General features: G+C 35.3%; 15 protein-coding genes and 1 tRNA gene. 11 read left to right on the top strand and 5 right to left on the bottom strand.

Going from position 1 to position 21,533, the window contains the following annotated elements:
- Positions 1-23 precede the first annotated feature (23 nt).
- Positions 24-410 carry an START-like domain-containing protein gene (locus tag ACR9EA_RS11570; RefSeq protein ID WP_435133105.1) on the bottom strand — a complete coding sequence of 129 codons (387 nt, stop codon included), beginning with the start codon at positions 408-410 and terminating at the stop codon, positions 24-26.
- Between the two features lie 137 nt (positions 411-547).
- Here ACR9EA_RS11570 and ACR9EA_RS11565 point away from each other — a divergent pair.
- The 5 genes from ACR9EA_RS11565 (at position 548) to ACR9EA_RS11545 (ending at position 3,257) form a co-directional block, all read left to right on the top strand.
- Positions 548-621: transfer RNA gene (locus ACR9EA_RS11565), tRNA-Met, on the top strand.
- 53 nt (positions 622-674) lie between these two features.
- A complete protein-coding gene (locus ACR9EA_RS11560) occupies positions 675-2,036 on the top strand; it encodes a tyrosine-type recombinase/integrase (RefSeq protein WP_435133102.1) in 1,362 nt (453 codons plus the stop codon).
- A complete protein-coding gene (locus tag ACR9EA_RS11555; RefSeq protein ID WP_435133100.1) occupies positions 2,023-2,238 on the top strand; it encodes a hypothetical protein in 216 nt (71 codons plus the stop codon). The genes ACR9EA_RS11560 and ACR9EA_RS11555 overlap by 14 nt, the downstream gene beginning before the upstream one ends.
- 9 nt (positions 2,239-2,247) lie before the next feature.
- Positions 2,248-2,763 carry a hypothetical protein gene (locus tag ACR9EA_RS11550; protein ID WP_435133098.1) on the top strand — a complete coding sequence of 172 codons (516 nt, stop codon included), beginning with the start codon at positions 2,248-2,250 and terminating at the stop codon, positions 2,761-2,763.
- A gap of 53 nt (positions 2,764-2,816) precedes the next feature.
- On the top strand, positions 2,817-3,257 hold the full coding sequence (locus ACR9EA_RS11545) for a hypothetical protein (protein WP_435133097.1): 441 nt from the start codon (positions 2,817-2,819) through the stop codon (positions 3,255-3,257).
- A gap of 287 nt (positions 3,258-3,544) precedes the next feature.
- Here ACR9EA_RS11545 and ACR9EA_RS11540 read toward each other — a convergent pair whose 3' ends face one another.
- Positions 3,545-3,754 carry a hypothetical protein gene (locus ACR9EA_RS11540; protein ID WP_435133095.1) on the bottom strand — a complete coding sequence of 70 codons (210 nt, stop codon included), beginning with the start codon at positions 3,752-3,754 and terminating at the stop codon, positions 3,545-3,547.
- Positions 3,755-4,388: 634 nt separating this feature from the next.
- Between ACR9EA_RS11540 and ACR9EA_RS11535 the strand changes: the two genes are divergently transcribed.
- Both ACR9EA_RS11535 and ACR9EA_RS11530 read left to right on the top strand, forming a co-directional pair.
- Positions 4,389-5,327 (top strand): polysaccharide lyase family 7 protein, encoded by a 939-nt coding sequence (locus ACR9EA_RS11535; RefSeq protein WP_435133092.1) that lies wholly within the window; start codon positions 4,389-4,391, stop codon positions 5,325-5,327.
- 111 nt (positions 5,328-5,438) lie between these two features.
- A complete protein-coding gene (locus tag ACR9EA_RS11530) occupies positions 5,439-6,326 on the top strand; it encodes a T9SS type A sorting domain-containing protein (protein ID WP_435133089.1) in 888 nt (295 codons plus the stop codon).
- A gap of 199 nt (positions 6,327-6,525) precedes the next feature.
- Here ACR9EA_RS11530 and ACR9EA_RS11525 read toward each other — a convergent pair whose 3' ends face one another.
- The 3 genes from ACR9EA_RS11525 to ACR9EA_RS11515 form a co-directional block, all read right to left on the bottom strand.
- Entirely contained in the window at positions 6,526-7,236 is a 711-nt protein-coding gene (locus ACR9EA_RS11525; RefSeq protein WP_435133086.1) for a FadR/GntR family transcriptional regulator, read from the bottom strand.
- A 171-nt stretch (positions 7,237-7,407) separates the two neighbouring features.
- Positions 7,408-8,946, bottom strand: a complete 1,539-nt coding sequence (locus ACR9EA_RS11520; protein ID WP_435133084.1) for a RagB/SusD family nutrient uptake outer membrane protein — start codon at positions 8,944-8,946, stop codon at positions 7,408-7,410.
- A 20-nt stretch (positions 8,947-8,966) separates the two neighbouring features.
- Positions 8,967-12,002: a SusC/RagA family TonB-linked outer membrane protein gene (locus ACR9EA_RS11515; RefSeq protein ID WP_435133081.1), complete on the bottom strand. Its 3,036-nt coding sequence runs from the start codon at positions 12,000-12,002 to the stop codon at positions 8,967-8,969.
- Positions 12,003-12,898: 896 nt separating this feature from the next.
- On the opposite strand from ACR9EA_RS11515, the gene ACR9EA_RS11510 reads away from it, so the two are divergent.
- The 4 genes from ACR9EA_RS11510 to ACR9EA_RS11495 all read left to right on the top strand — a co-directional run bounded on the left by ACR9EA_RS11510 (position 12,899) and on the right by ACR9EA_RS11495 (position 21,529).
- Positions 12,899-15,271: a chondroitinase-B domain-containing protein gene (locus ACR9EA_RS11510; protein WP_435133078.1), complete on the top strand. Its 2,373-nt coding sequence runs from the start codon at positions 12,899-12,901 to the stop codon at positions 15,269-15,271.
- Between the two features lie 6 nt (positions 15,272-15,277).
- On the top strand, positions 15,278-17,518 hold the full coding sequence (locus ACR9EA_RS11505; RefSeq protein ID WP_435133075.1) for an alginate lyase family protein: 2,241 nt from the start codon (positions 15,278-15,280) through the stop codon (positions 17,516-17,518).
- A gap of 25 nt (positions 17,519-17,543) precedes the next feature.
- On the top strand, positions 17,544-17,924 hold the full coding sequence (locus tag ACR9EA_RS11500) for a cupin domain-containing protein (protein WP_435133073.1): 381 nt from the start codon (positions 17,544-17,546) through the stop codon (positions 17,922-17,924).
- Between the two features lie 497 nt (positions 17,925-18,421).
- Positions 18,422-21,529, top strand: coding sequence for a SusC/RagA family TonB-linked outer membrane protein (locus ACR9EA_RS11495; RefSeq protein WP_435133070.1), 3,108 nt, complete (start codon positions 18,422-18,424; stop codon positions 21,527-21,529).
- Positions 21,530-21,533: the final 4 nt, after the last annotated feature.

Here is a 21,533-nt window from a genome sequence, read left to right as displayed (position 1 = left end):
CTTTAAATATCATGAAAAATCGATTAAGCAGAGCCTAAGACATGTTTTAAATCTGAAATTTGATTTTCCCAAAGCATTTTTGTTTCATTCAATTCATCTTCTTCAGAAAAATCTACAATAATAAGCGAAACATCTTTTGTAATTTCATCAACTTGAATACGAAGCTCGAAATAATACGGTTCATCTTCATCGTGCAACCATTTAAATTTAATACGTTCTCCACTTTTTTTGCTTAGTAATTTGGCTTGTTCTTCGGCACCGTCCCATATAAATTTGTAAAGTTCGCCACGAGAATTTACATTGTCTGCAAACCATTCTGATAAGCCTGAAGGTGTTGATATGTATTGATAGAGTAGCGACGGCGAAGCGTGTATTGGGAATTCAAGTTCAAATTTAATTTTATCTTCCATGTGTTCGTTCAAAAAATTATGTGCTCAATATATACATTAATTAAATAAGATTTAAACTAATTTAATAAAAAAAATATTTTGTGATTTTATGTTTGCATAGATTGATATTGTTGTTATATTTGCACTCTCAAAAAAATGGCGAGGTAGCTCAGTTGGTTAGAGCGTTGGATTCATAACCCAGAGGTCCCGAGTTCAAATCTCGGTCTCGCTACGATTTTAAATATGTGAAAACAAACGGTTTAGCTTCTGTTAAACCGTTTTTTTATGCTTACAATTCAGCAATTTATTACATTTGCATACGAAAGTGAATACGAAACTGCATACGATTTGCCCAAAAAAAAGAATTTTTCCATCCCCAAAATTTACACTGCAAAAGGAGATTTAAGTAAGCGTTGGTACGTTTATTTTTCCTATCGCCATCCAGAAACAGGAATGTTAAAACGAGTGACACCGTTTTATGGAGAAGCCAATACTTATAAAACTAAAGAGCAGCGCTTAGAAATTTTAACCGTTTACCGAAAAGTTTTAATCAAATTATTGAAGCAAGGCTACAATCCTTTTGAAGACAATACCGAACTCTACAACAAATTAAATTCGGAAAACGAGCACTCAGAAGTACAAACGGAAGCCAAAAAGACGGAAGAAAAAGCAGCTGTTATTGTTAAAGAAACAAAAAGTGAAGAGGTTGAAGCTATTCCATCCGAACCTAAGCAAACGTTACGTTCTGCTTTTGATTTTTCGCTAAACCTTAAAGAAAAATTAGTTAGTAAAACAACATTACGAGGGTATAAGGGGAGAGTTGAGTTTTTTCTCAATTGGTTAGCTGAGGTTCATCCTGAAGTAAAAACTATCGATCAACTCACTAAAAAACTATTTTCAGCATTTTTAAATGATGTCTTGGTGAAAACCAGTCCGAGAAACAGAAACAACTATAGAACGGATTTGAGTAGTATTGTTCAGTTGTTGGAGGATAATGAAATAATAACAGATAATTTCATTAAAAAGATACCCGTATTAAAAACCATACCAGAGCGCAATAAAACCTATTCACAGGAAACACAGGAGGCTATTTTTGAGCATTTAGAAAAAACGGATCCTGTTCTTTTATTGTATATCAAGTTCATTTCCTATAATTTTTTAAGGCCAATTGAGGTTTGTAGACTTCAGGTAAAAGATATTGATGTAAATACACGAACCATTCGTTTTAAGGCTAAAAACAGCCCTTTAAAGACTAAAATAATCCCAGAATTATTATGGAATGATTTGCCAGATTTAACAGGTCTTAAAGACGAAGATTTTCTGTTTACACCCGATGCTATAGGAGGGGAGTGGGATACGGCTTTAAATAATAAACGCGACTACTTTTCAAAACGTTTTAAGCGCATTGTAAAGGATCATTTTAACCTAGGAACAGATTATGGTCTGTATAGTTTTAGACATACCTATATTACAAAACTCTATCGAGCCATAGTTAAAGAATCGTCACCTTTTGAAGCAAAAAGTAGACTGATGCTAATTACAGGACATTCCTCTATGTCCGCTTTAGAAAAATATTTAAGGGATATTGATGCCGAGTTACCAGAAGATTATTCTGCAATGCTAAAACCTACCCATGAGTACAAATAATACCTTACAGGATTTTTATAATGGATTAGTAACTAATCTTTATATGGAGCTGTTATTTTTTGTTTCCGATGCAGAGCACACGAGACGTATAATAGATAAAATAGAGGTCTTTAAAGATATGAACTTTTACGAAGAGGCCTATATTATAGACTATTTTAAAGGGCTTGTCCCATATAATAGTGCGGAAACTAATTTTGTTTAGCAAAAGCCCTTGAAACTGGAGGAGAATATTTTTAAACTTTTAAGAGCAAAGCATGAGGTGTCAAAATTTGAGTTTAATTATATTCTGGATAAATATTTTGAACAGGTGGATTGTGTATGCTACATATGCCATTGGTTATTGGAAAATCTGCATGTCATAAAGAATGACCATTCAGAAATGCAAAACCTGTTTAATTTACAGCATGAGTATTATAAAAAGCATTTCGAGACACTTATTAAACAGTTTTACAAAGATGAATCGGCAATTCCCTATAGTAATTATAATAAATCAAAACAGTTAGAAGCGAGTATTTTTGATTTTATAAAAGGGGAGCAAAAAGGAAATACAGTACCTAAATTTCCTGTTATGTTAGGTCAAGATACATCTAAATCCAACCTAGATAAAGGAGATGGTTTAGCAGCTCTAAGTGAAAAACGACCTAAAAAGCGATCAAAAAAAGAGCCACTAATCACCGAAAATGCAGCTGAAAAGGAACTTTTACGATCAATATTCAGTATAGGTTAGACGTTGGGAAAATGAAATTATACGTCAATTAAACGTTTAATTTACGCTTAAATATGAGAAAACACGAAATTTGCCTGAATTGTGGCGAGGAATATATACCAAAACGTAGGGGAGTTCAAAAATATTGCAGCAACTCTTGTAGAAGTAGTAGCTGGCAACTAAAACAAAACAAACCTCAGAAAGAAACAAGCCTCAAGCCTGTAAATGAACCAGCAGTTGTAGAAGAAGAAACAAAGGAAACAAGTTCTAAAAAGCAGGGGATGACTTGGGCTGGTGTGGGAGAAAACTTTGCAGGTAATGTTTCATACGACATGATGAAATCTATGTTTACATCAGAAGAGAATAAACCAGCTTCTAGAAAAGATATAGGAGAACTTAAAAACTTAATATTAGGAGGTAGATACTTGCCTGTAAATAATGTGCCCAAAGATAAAAATGGAAGATTAGCATTTTACGATGTTAACACAGGGAATGTAGTTTTTTTGAAGGCGTAAAATGGAGTGTGTTTTAATTATTAACTATCAAATGTAATTATTTTAAATTCTAGGAAGTATATCAAGAAATAAAGTGACAAATATTCTAATATAAGAATATTTAGGAGCTGTTTCGATAGTGTGTATTTTTAGTGTTTCGCTTGTTTTTGTTGTATCCATAAAGGTTGTTTTTATTAATTAATACCTTATCTAAAAAGTCAGTCAGTTATGTTTCAAAAAATATTAAAGGTTTGTAAATATGTTCTATATATAATTGTCTAATTGCGATGGACTAAGTATCATGGAAGTCATTGAGAAGTCAAACATGGAATGATTAAATAGTCGGCTTGTTTTTGTACCATTTCTTGACTTTTGCTAAGATCTTTGTTTAAAATATTGGCAAAAATGGCTCTCACATCTTCAGTAAACTGTTTTAGGGTTTGCTTAATTTGTGCATCGGTATCTTCTCTAAGTTCTCCAGCTGTATTGGTTATTAAACACCTTTTTAATACCTGCATCTTGTTAAAAATCAATAAAGCAATAAAAATATTGTTTGATATCTTCAATATTACTCGAGTTTTATTTTAAGCAACTAAGTAATTGATTTAATTTCTTCTTATAACAATTTAAACTTTCTAAAAAAAGCTCGCTTTTACTGCAAAAGCTAGAGTAAATAGAAAATTTTGTTAATGCCCATTTCATTCTCTAGCATGTTCATAGAAGTACTTTTAAAGCCTTGTTTCCAAAACAAATTCATGACTTTTTCAATCTCCTCTTGTTCATTATATTTTTTGACTCTTGGCATGTATTGTTTGTTGTTGAAACAAAACTAACTGATGGTTTAGTTTTGTCAAAATGTTTAATATACGTTTTGTAATTAAAGGAGTTTAGAGGTTTCAAAAAAACAATGAGTGATGCAATTTCAGAATCATGGATCATTTTTTATGCTCCCTTATAACGATTTTTATTTCCTTCCTATTCCTTTATCATTGCTTGTTTTTAGTATATAAATGAGAATAATTTAAAAATAATTGCGATAATTATGGATGTTTTTTAAAAACCACATAAAATAAATTATTAATGCAATAATTTGTTTCTTATTTAAAAACATATATATTTGGTAAACCAGATTGGAGAACCAATTAATAAAATATGATAAGTCAAACTTTTTTAGTGATTGAAAGTGGTATTAAAAGCCTCATTTATATTGTTGCTTTTGCTTTTTTTGGGTCTTGCCAAACGGATGATAGTAGTCCTAGTTCCGTGAACCAGGAATCTGAGGAGGTTATTATAGAACCAGTTGAGGAAGTAACCTATGCTAATATTGATTTTTCAAACTGGAAATTAACATTGCCCATAGATGCCAATGATAATGGTAGTCCAGACGAGTATCAGCCATCACAACTAATCAACAAGGGGTATAGATCGCTCCGGTCTATACAACCTTTTATGTATGATGATACCAGCGATGCTTCCATTGTTTTTTATACCTATCCAGAAACCTCTACAGCCAACAGTTCTTATTCGAGAACGGAGTTACGTGAATTAATCAATCCTGCCAATGCCAGAGATAATTGGACTTTGTTAGAAGGTGGCGAAATGACAGGTAAGCTAAAAGTAGAAAGTGTTTCAGAAAACATATCTTCTAATGACGAATTTCATTGGGTTATAGTCATGCAAATCCATGGTATTATTTCCGAAGAAGATATGGATACATATGGTTTTAAAGGCAACAATGGGCCACCGCTAATTAAAATATATTGGAAGGATGGTTATATCTGGTGCCATAAAAAATCTTTAGTTGATGAAGCTACTGAAGGCTTTGATTTATATGGTGTTTATGACAGGACTTGGGCCGATATTAAAGTGAACCTAGGGTATGTAGGTCATGATGTTTTTGATTTCAGGATCTCAGCCTCAGATGCTCGAATAGAAGTACAACTTAATGATGATTCGCCATATGTGTACGAAGACATAAGTCTTGAAAAATGGCCCTTTGAAAATTATTTCAAAGCTGGTAATTATTTAGGAACTACAGACCCCAATGCCTTTTCCTATGTAAAGTATTACAATTTGAGTTTAAACCATTAAAACAATTCATATGAAAACAAAATTACTTTTTGCCAGACAACGTTGTAAAACGATTTACTTTTTTTGATTTTGTGTTTGTCTTTTAATTTCGGATGGAGTCAAACAAACCTAATGTTGAATCCAACATGCGATGACCACGGAACAAGCGAAGGCAGTATGGGAAGTACATCAGATAATGCTGATGCTTACGACATGACGCCAAATGATGAAATTTTGGATGAAACGGGGAATGCTTTAGCAAGTCCATATCAAGCCATTTGGGATAACGATGTTTTAGAAGATTGGTTAGAAATTTACTATCTAGGTGAGGCAGGGAGTATAGACGAACAACTGGGCGCTACCGGTAGTGGAAACAACGGTACCAGAGGAGTTAAATTATATGATGACGGTAGCCCCGCCATCACAGGAAGTTCCCGTCGCCTATATCAAAAGGTTGAAGGCCTTACCATTGGCAATGAATATACGTTTTCTGTAGAATCACGCTCAGAGGCTATGGATACTCCTTCAGAAGTGTATCTTTTAAATACCGAAATTACGGGAGAAGACGGCATTAATGCTAACGGGGAATCTGATGAGAGTGTAGACGGATTTATGATGATTACGGATGATTACGATGAATTTACATTAAATTCAGTCACTTTTACAGCAACCAATACCTTTGTTGTGGTGTATGTTAGATCTTTAAGTTCTATCAATGAAGAAACTGAAGTGTTTTATGATAATTTTTCACTGGTTGAAGGTACTCTGTCTACAGAAGAATTTTCGAACGTAAATTTCCAAATTTATCCAAACCCAACCACTAATTTATTGCATTTTAAAAGTCATGGATCAGATGATCTTAAAACTGTAGAGTTATATGATGTTCTAGGAAAAAAAGTACTCAGTACAAGTGTCTCTAACAATGTTTTAGATGTTTCAAATATGGCTAAAGGTATTTATGTTTTAAAAGGATATACACTTTCTAAACGACAGATAACGAGTAAGATAGTTGTAAAGTGAAATTATAGTGGCACTAATCAACGAGGTCGTCTAAAAAGTAATTTTTAGACGACCTCGTTATTTTAATTTAATATTTACGCTTAATAGGATATGCTTTTTTTTGTAGAAGGCGGTTAATAAAGTTCAAAAATTAGTACTTGGAATATTTTGTATATGAGGGTTTTTATAAATGCTTTGATGATAAATAAAAGACTAGCTATTATTTTTCGGAGGAGGTGTTACAATATTGATATAACATTTTAAAATGCGTTTTCATGGTTTGCTCTGCAAGTTCCGGCTGTTGAGATTTTATGGCCTCATAAATATCTGTATGCTCTTGAATGCCAATAAATGCCATGTTTTTGTCGCAGACATGATGGTTTTCGAAATTAGTAATTATTTCGGGAGTAATCATGAGCATTAAAGTGTTAATGGTGCTGTTACCGCTAGCTCTTGCTATGGCCAAATGAAATAGTAAATCTTCATGTACCGCGTCTTCTTCTTTAAGTACCTTATCGGTATAAGCGTCTAGAGCTTCTTTTATTTGAAGTACATGTTCGGCTTTTCTCCGTTCTGCGGCTAGTTTTACAGTTTTTAATTCTAAAAATATTCTGGTTTCGACTAGCGATCTAAAATCGGGTTCTTCCAATCTTAATATATCTTCAATAATGCCATTTAATGCAATTTGACCAATGTCGGCCACAAAAGTACCGCTTTGGGGTTTGGATTTTAATAAAGCATAAAATTCTAATTTTTGAATCGCTTCGCGGATGTTGTTTCTGCTTACACCAAACTTCTCTGATAATGTGCGTTCCGAAGGAAGTTTATCGCCTGGCTCTAAATTTTTATAGATGATGAGATCCCGGATTTGTGTGATGATGCTGTTTAGGATTTCTTGATTTTCGTTTTTGGTAAGGATTTCGAATTTCATGGGCGCTTATTATTTCCGCTTAAAATGAATCGGGCTAGTGTTTTTGTATTAGAAAACGCTTCAATAAGATTAAAAGAGGTATTAAATAATTTTACTAGCCCTATTACAGGCTAGCAAAATTATCAGACTAATTCAAACAAATATTAACTACGTGTTTATGGTACTGGTTAATTAGTAACCAGGGTTTTGTGGTAGTAAGTTAGGGTTTCGCTCTAACTCATCTTCTGGTAATGGTAATAAGTAATCGTCGGCGGTAAAGAATTCTTTATTCCCTTCTAAACCGTTAGGGCCATAGGCTTGGTCTCCAATTTGTCGTCGTACGATATCGTACCATCGTTTGCATTCGAAAGCTAATTCTAATCGGCGTTCTTCCAGTACATCGTTTATGGTAACTGTACCCGTTAGGTTTGCTGGAACTGGACTTGCAGGAAACGTTTTTTCAATATCTGCTCCTGTTTTGTAGGCACCACCCATTCTTGCTCTAGCTCTCACTTGATTAATATAATCTAGAGCAGCTGCGTTGTTGCCTAATTCTACAGCAGCTTCTGCAGCAATTAACAATACTTCGGCATAGCGTATCATAGAATAATTATGACTTGTTGCTCTGGCGTTAATTCGTGCGTAAGGTCCAGGGTAGCGCATGTATTTTGCGATGTATGGTACGTTTTTAGCGAATTGATGACCACTAATATCAAATTGTGTGTAATTAACATAGGTGCCATTAATATTGGCTTCATCGTCTAAACTTACGGCACGTCTATAATCGCCAGCATCCCAAGTGGTATACACTTCTAAAGATGGTACGGCTACAGACCATCCGCCACCGTCGTTACGGTCGTCTCCTCTAATACCTGTCATAGGTGCAGTTTGGTCGTAAGCATTGTCTTCGGCTTCAACGTTGTTGTAATCTAATGCAAAAATAGGTTCTGGAGATGCGTCAATAACATTGGCATTAAATAAATTCTGGTAGTTACTATCTAAAGCGTACATACCGCTATTTATAACTTGTGTAGCATAGTCATAGGCTTTTTGAAAATCTGCAGTATTGCTTGTGCCAGCTCTTGTTAGGTAAACTAAAGCCAAATACGAGGTCGCTGCACCTTTTGATGGAATTGCAGCCGAGGCAGTCGTTTCTGGTAACCAAGTTTCTGCAAATTCAAGATCGGCAATTATTTTTTCGTAAACTTCGGCTACAGGTGTTTTACCTATTGTTAAATCTGCTTCGGTAAACGGACCGTCTATGTATGGAATGTCGCCAAATAAGCGTACTAAGTGAAAATAGTAGAACGCTCTTGTAAAATAAGCTTGTGCTACTACTGGATTTTTAATGGATTCTTCGGCACTAACGCTTTCGGCGCCAGAAATGGCTAGGTTAGCAGCGGCAATACCTTGGTATATTCTAGGCCAAAATTCGCTTAACATACCGTTGCTAGCTAAGGTAGTAAGTTCTTCCATTTCAACCCTTCTGGTTTCGTTTGAAGCTAAGCTTACCATGTCTGAACGTAGCATTAATGCAATTGATAACTTTCGACCCCATATTTTTTCGTTTATGGCATGCGTAAGCGAACCATCTACAGCAGCTTGCACATCGGCCATAGAGGAGAAAAATCCTTCGGGAGCAAGTATACCAACTGGCTCTTCTTCTAAATCTGAACATCCAATTATTGATAGGCTTATCAATAACAGAAATAAATATTTATATGTTTTCATTGTGTGTTTCTATTTAAGTATTAAAATTTCAAATTAAGGCTAAAGGTTACTGTTCTAACTGTTGGATAGTTTCCGAAATCGAAACCTTGTGCAGTGTTAGACGAGAAGTTGTTGTTGCCTTCGGAACCAAAATAGTTTACTTCTGGATCTAAGCCCGAGTAATCGGTCCATGTTAATAGGTTTTGCGCACTTATGGCAAGTCTTAATCTTTCTATTCCAATATTATCTAATACATCGGATGCAAATGTGTAGCCTATTGCTATGTTTTTTAGCCTTACATAACTTCCGTCTTCAACAAAACGAGACGAAATTTCTCTGTTACTGTTGTTACCAACTCTAGGTGTGTTGGTGTCGGTATTTGTTGGAGTCCATGCCGAGTAGTAGTTATCTCTGGTAGTGTTGGCATCTCCGTTGGTTAATTGAACATTGGTCATGTTAAATATTTCGTTTCCTTGAGAACCTTGAAAGAAAATATTCATATCGAAGTTTCCTAATGTAAAATTATTGGTAAAGCCCCAAGTAAAATCTGGGTTAGGATCGCCAATGGTTGTTCTGTCTGCTTCGGTAATATCGCCACTGTCATCTAAATCGGCAAATAGAGGATCTCCAGCAACACCACCTGGTAAAGTTGCTGTTCCTGCAGGTACATTACCACCTTGGTAAACACCAGCATAATCGTAACCCCAAAATAAGCCAACCGCTTCGCCTTCTCTTAATACATAACTTCTGTCGTGCGAGAAATAAGATGGTGCCGCATTACCAAAATAATCTAATCCGCCTACAAGACTCACCACTTCATTTCGGTTAAAGGCAATATTAAAATCGGTACTCCAAGTAAAGTTTTCGTTAGAAATGTTTATGGTGTTTAATGCGAATTCAAATCCACGGTTATTAATTTCACCAACATTAGTTAAAATTTCGTCATCTAAATATCCTGCATATTCTGGAAGGGCATTGTTTATTAAAATTAAATCTTCGGTATTGATATTATAATAATCGAAAGACATATTAATTCGGTTGCTTAACAGGCCAAAATCTAAACCAAAGTTGGTTTGGTAAGACGATTCCCATTTTAAGTCTGGATTACCTGGGCGGTCTGGTGTAACGGCACTAACTGTTTCTCCGTTACTGGAAGCGTAAATACCTTCAATTCTAGCTAAAGACTCGTATGCCCCGATAGAAGGGTTACCTGTAACCCCATAAGAGGCTCTTAATTTTAGGTTAGAAATCGTGTTGCTGTCTTTTAAGAAATTTTCGTTAGAGATTTTCCAACCAATAGCTCCAGAAGGAAAAATGGCGTATTTATGATTTTCGGCAAAGTTCGATGCCCCATCGCGACGTACGGTGGCAGTAAATAAATATTTATCGTCCCAATCGTAGTTTAAACGGCCAAATTGTGATTGAATTTCTACTTCCGAAATAGTAGAATCTGGCTGTAAAATATTTGTGGCCGAGCCAAATCCGTAATACGAGAAGGTATCAGATAAGAATCCTGTTGCTTCCATATAATAATATTCAGAAACCGATTTCTGGTAAGAATATCCTCCCATTAATGTGAAGTCTCCTTTTCCTATTGTTGTGGAATAGGTTAAATAGTTTTCGCTTAGTACTTGTGTGTTTTTATTGTTTTGTACCGAAGCGCGACCATCTATACCGCCAGCTGTAACTTCTAAGGTAGATGGCGAGAAAATACCTCTGGTTCTGTTTTGTGTGCTAAAACCAAATGTAGTTCTAAACGATAGGCTTTCAATAATATCCCAGTCGGCAAACAAGTTGGCTCTAAAATCATCGGTTTTATTTTCGTCTATTCTTTCGGTAGCCACAGCATATGGGTTATCTACTGGATCTCCAACAGAATTACCAGAGTTATAGCTACCGTCTTCATCGTACACAGGCTGATCTGGTGCATATCTCATGGCAAGAGTAATAACATCGTCTCCACCGGCAGAAACCGATCCATCCGATTGTGTGGCGGCTCCATTTTTTTCATCTCTACTACCATATAGGTTCATTCCTAATTTTAAATTGTCGAAAACTTGAGCATCAATATTCGATAGGAATGTTAATTTTTCGAAATCAGAATTGATAACGATACCGTCTTGCCCAAAATAATTGGTAGAAGCATAGAATTTAATTTTTTCTGAACCTCCCGAAAACGCCAATTGGTAATTTTGAGTGTTTCCAGATCTGTAAATTAAATCTTGCCAATTGGTATTGCCCGAACCTTGGGTGTAAGGGCTTGTATTTCCTGTATTGGCTCTAATGTCGTTTTGATAGTTTGCAAATTCATCGGCATTTAATAAATCAATTTCATTAGCTGTATTTTGTATAGCATACGAGCTGTTAAACTCAATATTTAACCGACCCGATTTTCCTGTTTTTGTGGTTACTAAAATAACACCATTAGAACCTCTGGAACCGTAAATAGCGGTAGCCGAGGCATCTTTTAAAACTTCCATAGAAGCAATATCGTTAGCCTGTGGCATGGCGGCGCCAACAAAACCATCTACAACTATAAGTGGGTTACTGCTTGCATTAATGGATGTATTTCCTCTAATTTTAATATTTATTGGTGCTCCTGGTTCGCCACCATTGTTGGATTGTACTACCACACCAGCAGCGCGACCTTGTAAGGCTTGCTCTGCATTTGATGTTGGGTAAGCCGTTAATTCTTCGGATTTTACTGAAGCTACAGATCCCGTTATATCACTCTTTTTACGAGTACCATACCCAACCACCACAACTTCTTCTAGTTGACTAGCATCTTCTACCAAGGTGATTTTTACAGGATTTTGGTCCGTTATAGTTACTGTATGGGTTACATAACCTAAATAAGAGATTTGAAGTACGTCTCCAGACTTTACTTCCAATTCAAAATTACCATCGAAATCGGTAGACGTACCAGTGGACGAACCTTTAATAAGGATATTAGCTCCTGCAATAGGAACATTTTGAGCGTCGGCTACATGACCTGTAATGTTGTAACCCGTTTGGGCAAATAGCGCTACATTAAAAAAAAGCAGCGCGAGTGCAATACATTGAGTTTTTAAATTCATTATTAGTTTTGTTAATTGTATTAGACTTGTTAATTGTTGTTAATCAGTTGCGATGTAGATATCGCTTTTTAAAATGTTTTTTCCGTTTTAGGATGTGGTTTGGTTATCCTTACTGTTTTACTCTGGTATTTTTATAGAATGAAATACTTAAAAAACGAAACATAACATTTGCAAGTGCTTTGGTGTTACCAGAACCTTGCGGGTAGTGTGTTTAAATCTAATCTGGATTTTTAATCATGGCTTATTCTTTTTTTAATTAATTGTTGTTTGTTTTTTTTTGGTTATCCAATTTGGTTATCCAATTTGGTTTACCAAATATATGTTATTTTTTCGTTAAAAAAAGTGATTTTGATATTTTAGTTTCTATTATTTTATCAAATCGCTTGCTAAGCCCTTAAAATATTTGGGATATCGTAAAATGTTAAAAATTGTGAGTTTGAGGGATATAATGCCTGCTTTATTGAGAAGAAATTACGTTTAACGAATATTCTATCTTTTTAAAATGTTGAATTGCTTAAGAGGTATTAGATCTCGTGGTTTATCATTCTGGCATCTAGAATAGTGTACTTAATTTGTCTTGACATAAGATGGTTAAAGGAAATATACTTATGTTGTTATACTATTAGGTGTGCTGGGATACAACAGATTAAGTTAAACTATTTTAATTTAGTTTGTCTTAAAAATGATAGCATTATCTGGATTTTTATTTCCAAATCAATATATACTAATTAATGATTTCTCATGTAGCGACCAGATTAGCCTTTTATGTTATTGTTGCTTTTTAAGGCATTATTTTATCAAATTCATTAAAAAAAATAAAAAAAATTGGCAACATATATAATTATACATATATTTGGTCAACCAATTTGGTAAACCAGTTAATAATTATTTAATATATGTCAGTAAATATTCGTTTGAAAGTGAGGGGGTTTAGTAAGATTGTACTAGCATTATGTTGTACAGCCGTATTCATAACGGCGTGTAATACCAAAACCAGTACATCTAAAGATCTTGTTAGTAATGTAGAAGCATTTAATACTAAGGTTGTCAATGCAAAACCAGGTGATGAGATTGTTCTTGCTAATGGCGTTTGGACCGATGCCGAATTAATTTTTGAAGCGCATGGCACTAAAGAAAACCCAATTACTTTAACTGTAGAAGATAAAGGAAAAGTTATTTTAGAAGGTCATTCTTATTTAAAAATTGCTGGCGAACATTTAATAATAAAAGGATTGGTATTTAAAAACGGATTCACGCCAACAAGTAGTGTAATTGAGTTTAAAAAAGATGACCAAACTTTAGCAAATCATGTAAGGCTAACAGAATGCGTAATTGATAATTATAGTAACCCAGAACGTCACGAACAAGATTATTGGATTGCACTTTACGGAAAAAACAATAGGGTAGACCATAACCACTTTGCAGGAAAACGTAACTTGGGAGTTACAATGGCAGTACGTTTAACTACTGAAGCTAGTTTAGAAAACAATCATTTAATCGATCATAATTATTTTGGCCCGCGACCAAATTTAGGGGCTAATGGCGGTGAAACACTTCGTATAGGTACCAGCCATCATTCTTTAAAAGATTCTAAAACAACTGTTGCTTATAATTATTTTGACAGATGTAATGGCGAACATGAAATTATTTCGAACAAATCGGGATCTAACACTTATAAATACAACACGTTTTACGAATGTACAGGTACACTAACCATGCGCCATGGGAGCAAAACTTTGGTTGAAGGCAATGTGTTTTTAGGTAATAATAAACCAAGCACAGGAGGTATTAGAATAATTAACGGACAACAAACCGTTATTAATAATTATGCCGAAGGTTTAACCGGTTACAGATTTAGAGGTGCTTTTGTGATTATGAATGGCGTGCCTAATTCACCAATTAACAGATATCATCAAGTAGAAGATGCAGTTGTAAAAAACAACACCTTCGTGAATTGCGACCATATTCAGCTGTGTGCTGGTAGCGATGCCGAGCGCAGCGCCACGCCTATCAATTCTATTATGGAGGATAATATTTTTTACCACGCTACACGCGATTCGTTGTTTACTATTTACGACGATATTAGTGGCATTACATTTAAAAATAATAGTATAAGTCCTAATATCGTTACGGGTATTACATCAGGATTCAATCCTGTAGATTTTACTTTAGAGGAAGACGACAGAGGGTACTTAATTCCAGTTTCAGAAACATTACAACAAAAGGTTACTATTGCCGACGATATAGCGACTAAAGATAATACAGGTGCATCGTGGTATTCGAAAGCCGATACCGATGTGCTTTTAAATTCAGGTAAAACCATTCAAGTCAAAGCTGGAATGAATACTTTATTTGATGCTGTAAAACAAGCTGAAGCTGGTGACGTCATCGAGTTAACAACAACAGATCAGCCTTATGTAGAAACGAAAACGATTGCTTTAGATAAGCCCATATCGTTTGTATCGAAATCCGATAAAAAACCAGAAGTATTATTTGAAAAGAAATCGTTGTTCGAAATTAAAAACGGAGGTAGTTTACGTTTAGAGGGCATTCAATTCGACGGTAAAAAAGCACCAGATTATTCGGGGAATGCTTTAATTGCTACGAGTAAATATTCTATGAATAACAATTATAAGTTATTTATAAATAATTGCGAGGTTATAAACTTAGATGTTAATCATTCTTACGATGTATTAAAAGTGTATAAAAATACATTTGCCGATACTATTAGTGTTACAAATTCATCCTTTAAAAATATTTCTGGCCATATTATGGCTTTAGATAAAGAGACCGATAATATTGGTATTTACAATGCCGAATACGTGATCTTAAAAAACAACAGTTTTTCTGATGTTGAAGGTGCGGTGCTTAGGTTACACCGTGGAGGTAAAGACGAAAGTACTTTTGGACCATTTTTAGAAATGGAGCATAATGTGTTTCATAATATCGGTTTTGGAAAACGAAATGCTTATAACGCTGCTGTTTCTTTATACGGTGCTCAAGAAATAGACATTACAAACAACATTTTCGATCATACAAAAGCCATAGATATGCATTTGGTAGTAGGCGAGCCTATTGTTAACGTTGTTCGTAATAACTTTTATCAAGCAGACGACATGCGGGTTACAGGCGACCAAAAATATACGGTAAAGGATAATTTAAATGTAAATCCTGAATTTGTAAATACCGATGCGTTTAAATTACCAAAAGCGTCTCCGTTAAAGGGAAAAGCAACAGATGGAAAAGATTTAGGTGTATTACACAATTAACAACTCATGGTTTATTTAAAAAACATCATATGCTTTTGTAGTTTCTTTTTGGCGGTGCAAGTTATGTCTCAAGAGCATCCTAACTTAATTTTAACACAGCAAGGGGTTCAGGATATTAAAAAAGCATTAGGAAACGTGCCGTTGTTTGATGCATCGTTAAGCGAAGCAAAAAAGTTTGTAGATGCACAAATAGCAGAGGGCATACAGGTACCTATACCTAAAGATATGGCTGGCGGGTATACCCACGAGCGCCATAAACTGAATTATCTTACCATGCAAAAAGCAGGAGTGTTGTTTCAAATTTTAAACGATAACACTTATGCTATATATGTACGCGATATGTTAATGGCCTATGCTAAAATGTATCCTAACTTGCCAAGGCACCCAGAAGAGCGTTCGTATTCGCGAGGTAAATTATTTTGGCAATGCTTAAACGATGCAAACTGGTTGGTATATACCAGTCAGGCTTACGATTGTATCTACCCGTTTTTAACAAAAAAAGAGGTTCGGTATTTAGAGACAAATGTGTTTAGACCTATGGCCGATTTTTTATCAATCGAAACGCCACAGTTTTTTAATCGCATTCACAATCATAGTACTTGGGGTAATGTTGCTGTGGGAATGATTGGCTTAGTAATGCAGGACGACGCGTTAATTAGCAGAGCACTATATGGTATTCCGAATGCACAATTAGAAAAAGGAGCGAAAGATAACGATGGAGGCGATATTTTTATTGAAGGCCAAAAGGCAGGATTTTTAGCCAATTTAGAAGAGCCGTTTTCGCCAGATGGGTATTATACCGAAGGGCCTTACTACCAGCGTTATGCCATGTATCCGTTTATGATTTTTGCAGAAGCACTACAAAATGTAAAACCAGAAATAGCTCCTTTTCAATATAAAGACAGTGTGTTATTAAAAGGTGTAGAGGCTTTATTGAATTTAACCGATGCCGACGGAGAGTTTTTTGCACTTAACGATGCACAAAAAGGGATGTCCATTTTTTCGGGATCCTTAGTGTCGGCGGTAAATATTGCATATTATTATGGAAACCGTAACCCAAGTTTACTATCTGTTGCCCAATCGCAAGGTCGTGTGCAATTAGACCAAACAGGTTTAGCTGTGGCTACCGATGTTGCATTAGGAAAAGCAAAACCATTTGTTAAAACTTCGTTATTGCTAACCGATGGGGCTAACGGAGATCAAGGTGCCATCGCTATTTTGAGGTCTAATAAAGGAACTCCTTTAACTTTAGTTATGAAAAACGCTGCCCAAGGTTTAAGTCACGGGCATTACGATAAATTATCGTTTTCACTTTTTCAGGGCGGTAACGAAATTATTCAGGATTACGGCTTGGCGCGTTTTGTAAATATTGAACAAAAAAATGGAGGCGGATACTTAAAGGAAAATAAAACTTGGGCCAAGCAAACCATAGCTCATAATACGGTAGTTCAAGACGAGATCTCTCATTTTAATGGCGATTATAGTATTGGTAGTCAGTATCATTCAGATATGTATGTGTTCGACACTAGTAATCCAGATATTCAAATAGCTAGCGCTAAAGAAAACAATGCGTATTCAGGAACAGCATTGCACAGAACTATGGTTATGATAAACGAGCCGACTTTAAAACAACCTATCATTCTGGATATTATGCGCGTGAAGGCCAAAGCGGCTCATCAATTCGATATGCCATTTTATTATTTGGGACAAATTATTTCAACTAATTTTGAGTATACAAAATCATCAACTCTATCGCCCTTAGGCAAAGCCCATGGCTATCAGCATTTATGGTTAGAAGGGCAGGGCACCAGTACATCTGGTAGTGCACAATTAACTTGGCGAAATAGCAACACGTTTTTCACCTTAACAACAGCAACTACCAAGAACGATGATTTGCTTTTTGCAAGAATAGGAGCTAACGATCCCGAATATAATTTACGTCCAGATCCAACTTTTATAGTCAGAAAGCAGGCACAAGAAACGGTTTTTGCATCGGTTATAGAGCCGCATGGCAGTTACAGTACTGTAAGCGAATTGGCACAGGATATTTTTACAAGTGTTAAAATGGTAGGCGTACTGTATAATACAGAGGCATATACGGCTGTTAAAATTCAATTAAAAAGTGAAAAAGAGTTTATCTTTTTAATGGCAAATACGGATGCCTCTTCAAATAAAAAACACACAGTGAAAATTAATAATACAACGTTTACCTGGACTGGGGTTGGCGATTTACAAATTCAAGAATAACAATAGTAATTAAATACATTAAAATATGGATCGATTTAGTAAAAAATACATCATTAGTAAAGATTTGGAATGGGAAGAACTAGGCGGAGGAGTATCTAGAAAATTCTTGGGTTATGATAACCAAATTATGATGGTAAAAGTGAAGTTTGAAAAGGGTGCTTTAGGATCACCGCATCAGCATTTTCATACGCAAGCTACGTATTGTGTTTCGGGTAAATTTGAATTTGAAATTGATGGCGTTAAGCAAATTGTAGAAGCAGGAGATGGCGTTTATATAGAACCAAATTTACTACACAGCGCTGTTTGTTTAGAAGAAGGAATGTTAATAGATACATTTAGCCCTGTTAGAGAAGATTTTTTAAGTGGCAATGGTGTGTCTTATTTTGGAGATAAAGATTCTAAATAAGTTACTAACATAAGAAAGTAGAGCTTTTAAATAATTTTAGATACCCATTATTGCTAGTAATAGTAATGGTTGTATTGTAAGCGATTAAGCCTAAACTTTCGAATAATTACAAATCAAATAGTGCTTTTTAAGAATTTCAAATAAAAAGCACTATTTTTTTATCAAATAATTTTTTTTTAACAATATATTAATATATATTTGGTAAACCAGATTGGGAAACCAATTTGGATAACCAAAAAGTTTGATTAGTTCTCATTTTGAAAAAAACAGATATAAAAAAAGGATAGGTGCACGCCTATCCTTAATACATACTTCTTGTGGAAGGGAAGTAAAATAACATGCCTTTAATAATGCATGCTTTGCAAAAATATGAAAAATAATTCATGTTAAATACAGCAACGCGTTTTTATAAGGTTCATGTTATTTTAAGTATGCAAGTTTTTGTTTTTAAACTAATCGTAGAGCTAACTATTTATTATTAAAACAACAACAAACAAATGAATTTGAAAAAACAATTAGTATTGTATGTCATCTTGTTGCTTAATACAGCCATGTTTGCGCAAGATGTCGTTACAGGACTTGTAACGTCTGGTACAGACGAACAACCAATTCCTGGTGTTAATGTCTTGGTGGTAGGTACTACGCGGGGTACAACTACAGATTTTGATGGTAATTATTCTATTAATGTAGAAAGTGGGGAAATCTTACAGTTTTCCTACATTGGTTTTGTAACACAGTTAGTTACAGTATCTTCAACCAAAACTATTAACGTGGTTTTACAAGAAGATGTAAGTAAGCTAGACGAAGTTGTTGTTGTCGGTTACGGAACTCAGAAAAAATCACATTTAACAGGAGCAATTTCTAAAGTAGAAAACGAAAAACTAGATCAAATTGCAGTACCAAGGGTAGACGATGCTTTGGTAGGGCAAGTATCTGGGGTTAATATTCAGGCCACCGATGCCGAGGCTGGTGCAGCACCTTCTATTACCATTAGAGGGGTTGGTTCTATGGCTGGCGATTCTACACCTTTAATCGTTGTAGATGGTATTATTGTAGATTCTTCGTTCTTAGGATCTTTAAGTATGAACGATGTAGAGTCTTTTGAAATATTGAAGGATGCCGCTTCATCTTCTATTTATGGGTCTAAAGGATCTAATGGTATTATAATGATTACCATGAAATCTGGTGTAGCTGGTAAAACCAGAATAAACTATAGCATGTACACGGGTATGAAAACGCCGCGTAAAAGCGATGACTATGGGTTTACCACCCAAGAATGGGCAGATAAGCAAATGGCAGAAAATGGAGTATTATCGCCATATACCGTTGCGCAATTACAAATAGGTACAGATCGCTCTTGGCAAGATGTATTTTTTGAAAGCGGTATGATTACCAATCACTCTTTGTCCTTTAGAGGGGGTAACGATAAAACCAAGTATGTTGTAAGTTTAAATTACTCCGATGACGAAGGGGTAATGTTAAAAGATAACTTTACTAAATATGGCGCACGACTAAAAGTAGACAGCGATATTAACGACAGATTTACTATCGGTGCCAACTTAAGTCCGTCGTATACCGACAGAACACGTTTTTCCGAGAATATACACAACGTGGCGAGACATCAGCCATGGTTGCCAATTTATCACGACGAGCATTCGTTACAGTATGTCGATCCTAATGGGGCATTCTCTCATTTACAAGTTGGCGATTATGCAAGACAAGACCACTTTACCATTTTCGATTTGGATGGCGATGGCGAAATAGATGATATCTTAAACAATATTGGTAATAGTAATAACCAAAACCCTTACGCTAGAATTGTAGAGCGTACCAGGGCCGATAAAAAATTCCAATTATACGGTAATTTTTATGGACAGTATAAAATTCTAGATGGGTTACGATTTAAAACCACATTATCGGGTTCGTTTAACGATACCAAGCGTACCGATTATATGGGAACCCAAGCTCGCGAAAGTATTACAGATGCATATATGACCGAAATTTCGCAAAAAGAAAGTTACATGATTTTCGATAACTTTTTTAATTACGATAAATCGTTTGGAAAGCACGATCTTGGCGTAACTGCAGGTGTTTCTGTAGAGAGTAGAAATTATTTCTTCTCTGGTTTTACAGGTACAGGCTATACCAACGATGTTGTACAAGAAATTACCAATGCGACAGCAATTTCAGAATTTGATGGCTTTCAATGGGAGAAACGCGGTATTTCTTATGTTGCCAGAGTTAATTATGCATACGATAGTAAGTATTTATTATCTATGAGTATGAGACGTGACGGAAGTTCTATATTCGGTTCAGATTATAAATACGGTAATTTCCCGGCGGCTTCTATAGGATGGAATATCGCTAAGGAAAATTTTTTAAGAGAAAGTAGCTTTGTTAACAATCTTAAATTGCGAGCTAGTTATGGGGTTACAGGTAACGACCGTTTAAATACGGGAGCGGTTGATCCTGATGCTAACGGTAGCACCTCCAATTTAAGTACAGGTAATATTTTAGTAGATTATTATCCGAGTTTAGCCTTGTTGGGGGCTTCAGGTTCTAGTTATTCGGTAGATGGTACTATTACTGCTGGTTTTTCTCCTTTAAACATTGCCAATCCAGAATTAAAATGGGAGCGTTTAATCGAGATTAACCCAGGTATCGATTTCGGAATTTTAAACAACAGAATTACAGGTTCGGTAGATTGGTATCAACGTACCAGCGACCAGTTATTGTTAAACAACCCTATATCTGTAACTACTGGTTTTTCTGGCGCTCTTGTTAATTTAGGTGAAGTGAAAAATGAAGGATGGGAATTCGAAATTAGAACCAAAAATATAAGCTCAGAGAAATTCTATTGGAACTCAACCATTATTGCGACTACCAATGAAAACACTTTAGTAGATTTTGCAGATTCCGACGGACAAATTACAAGTTTAGATCCATCTAGACCTGCCGAATGGATTAACTTAGAGGGGCAACCTATATCGTTATTCTACGGATATGTTGTCGATAAAGAATTAGCATTCGAAGATCGCGACAGACCATGGAGACACGTAGGTGCAGAAGCCGGATTGGTATATGTAAAGGATTTGAATGGCGATGGTGTTTTAGACGACGAAGATAAAACCGTATTGGGTAATCCTTATCCAGAATTAATATGGAGTTTTACCAACGAATTCGGAATAGGAAACTTAGATATTTCGTTCATGTTCCAGGGGTCTCATGGCGCAGAAGTTAGAAACATTGCAGACCATTACTTGTACAGTCACAACAATAACAGAACTATTTTAGATTCAGCACCCAATACCGAGTTTTTAGTAGATAAGTATTTTACCAATAGTATGGTACAAGATGCTTCGTATATCGCACTTCGAAATGTAAACATAGGATATAATTTCCCGAGCGATGTGTTAGACAGATTAAAATTATCGGGTTTAAGAGTGTATGCTACTGGTCAAAACCTATTGTATTTTACAGCCGATAATTATTCAGGATGGAACCCAGAGGCTTTAGATAAAACAAGCCCTACTCAATTAGGATATCAACGTGGTGGTTCACCTGTTTTTAGCACCATATCTCTAGGTTTAAATTTAGATTTTTAATAAG

It is taken from the genome of Formosa sp. A9, from assembly GCF_051200825.1.
Classification (GTDB): Bacteria; Bacteroidota; Bacteroidia; order Flavobacteriales; family Flavobacteriaceae; genus Formosa.
This window is presented reverse-complemented; position numbering and strand designations above follow the sequence as displayed.

What these genes read in the sequence shown, in the direction of transcription:
- ACR9EA_RS11570 (WP_435133105.1), bottom strand. Translation starts at nt 410, where the DNA reads ATGGAAGATAAAATTAAATTTGAACTTGAATTCCCAATACACGCTTCG.
- ACR9EA_RS11560 (WP_435133102.1), top strand. Translation starts at nt 675, where the DNA reads ATGCTTACAATTCAGCAATTTATTACATTTGCATACGAAAGTGAATAC.
- ACR9EA_RS11555 (WP_435133100.1), top strand. Translation starts at nt 2,023, where the DNA reads ATGAGTACAAATAATACCTTACAGGATTTTTATAATGGATTAGTAACT.
- ACR9EA_RS11545 (WP_435133097.1), top strand. Translation starts at nt 2,817, where the DNA reads ATGAGAAAACACGAAATTTGCCTGAATTGTGGCGAGGAATATATACCA.
- ACR9EA_RS11540 (WP_435133095.1), bottom strand. Translation starts at nt 3,754, where the DNA reads ATGCAGGTATTAAAAAGGTGTTTAATAACCAATACAGCTGGAGAACTT.
- ACR9EA_RS11535 (WP_435133092.1), top strand. Translation starts at nt 4,389, where the DNA reads ATGATAAGTCAAACTTTTTTAGTGATTGAAAGTGGTATTAAAAGCCTC.
- ACR9EA_RS11530 (WP_435133089.1), top strand. Translation starts at nt 5,439, where the DNA reads ATGTTGAATCCAACATGCGATGACCACGGAACAAGCGAAGGCAGTATG.
- ACR9EA_RS11525 (WP_435133086.1), bottom strand. Translation starts at nt 7,236, where the DNA reads ATGAAATTCGAAATCCTTACCAAAAACGAAAATCAAGAAATCCTAAAC.
- ACR9EA_RS11520 (WP_435133084.1), bottom strand. Translation starts at nt 8,946, where the DNA reads ATGAAAACATATAAATATTTATTTCTGTTATTGATAAGCCTATCAATA.
- ACR9EA_RS11515 (WP_435133081.1), bottom strand. Translation starts at nt 12,002, where the DNA reads ATGAATTTAAAAACTCAATGTATTGCACTCGCGCTGCTTTTTTTTAAT.
- ACR9EA_RS11510 (WP_435133078.1), top strand. Translation starts at nt 12,899, where the DNA reads ATGTCAGTAAATATTCGTTTGAAAGTGAGGGGGTTTAGTAAGATTGTA.
- ACR9EA_RS11505 (WP_435133075.1), top strand. Translation starts at nt 15,278, where the DNA reads ATGGTTTATTTAAAAAACATCATATGCTTTTGTAGTTTCTTTTTGGCG.
- ACR9EA_RS11500 (WP_435133073.1), top strand. Translation starts at nt 17,544, where the DNA reads ATGGATCGATTTAGTAAAAAATACATCATTAGTAAAGATTTGGAATGG.
- ACR9EA_RS11495 (WP_435133070.1), top strand. Translation starts at nt 18,422, where the DNA reads ATGAATTTGAAAAAACAATTAGTATTGTATGTCATCTTGTTGCTTAAT.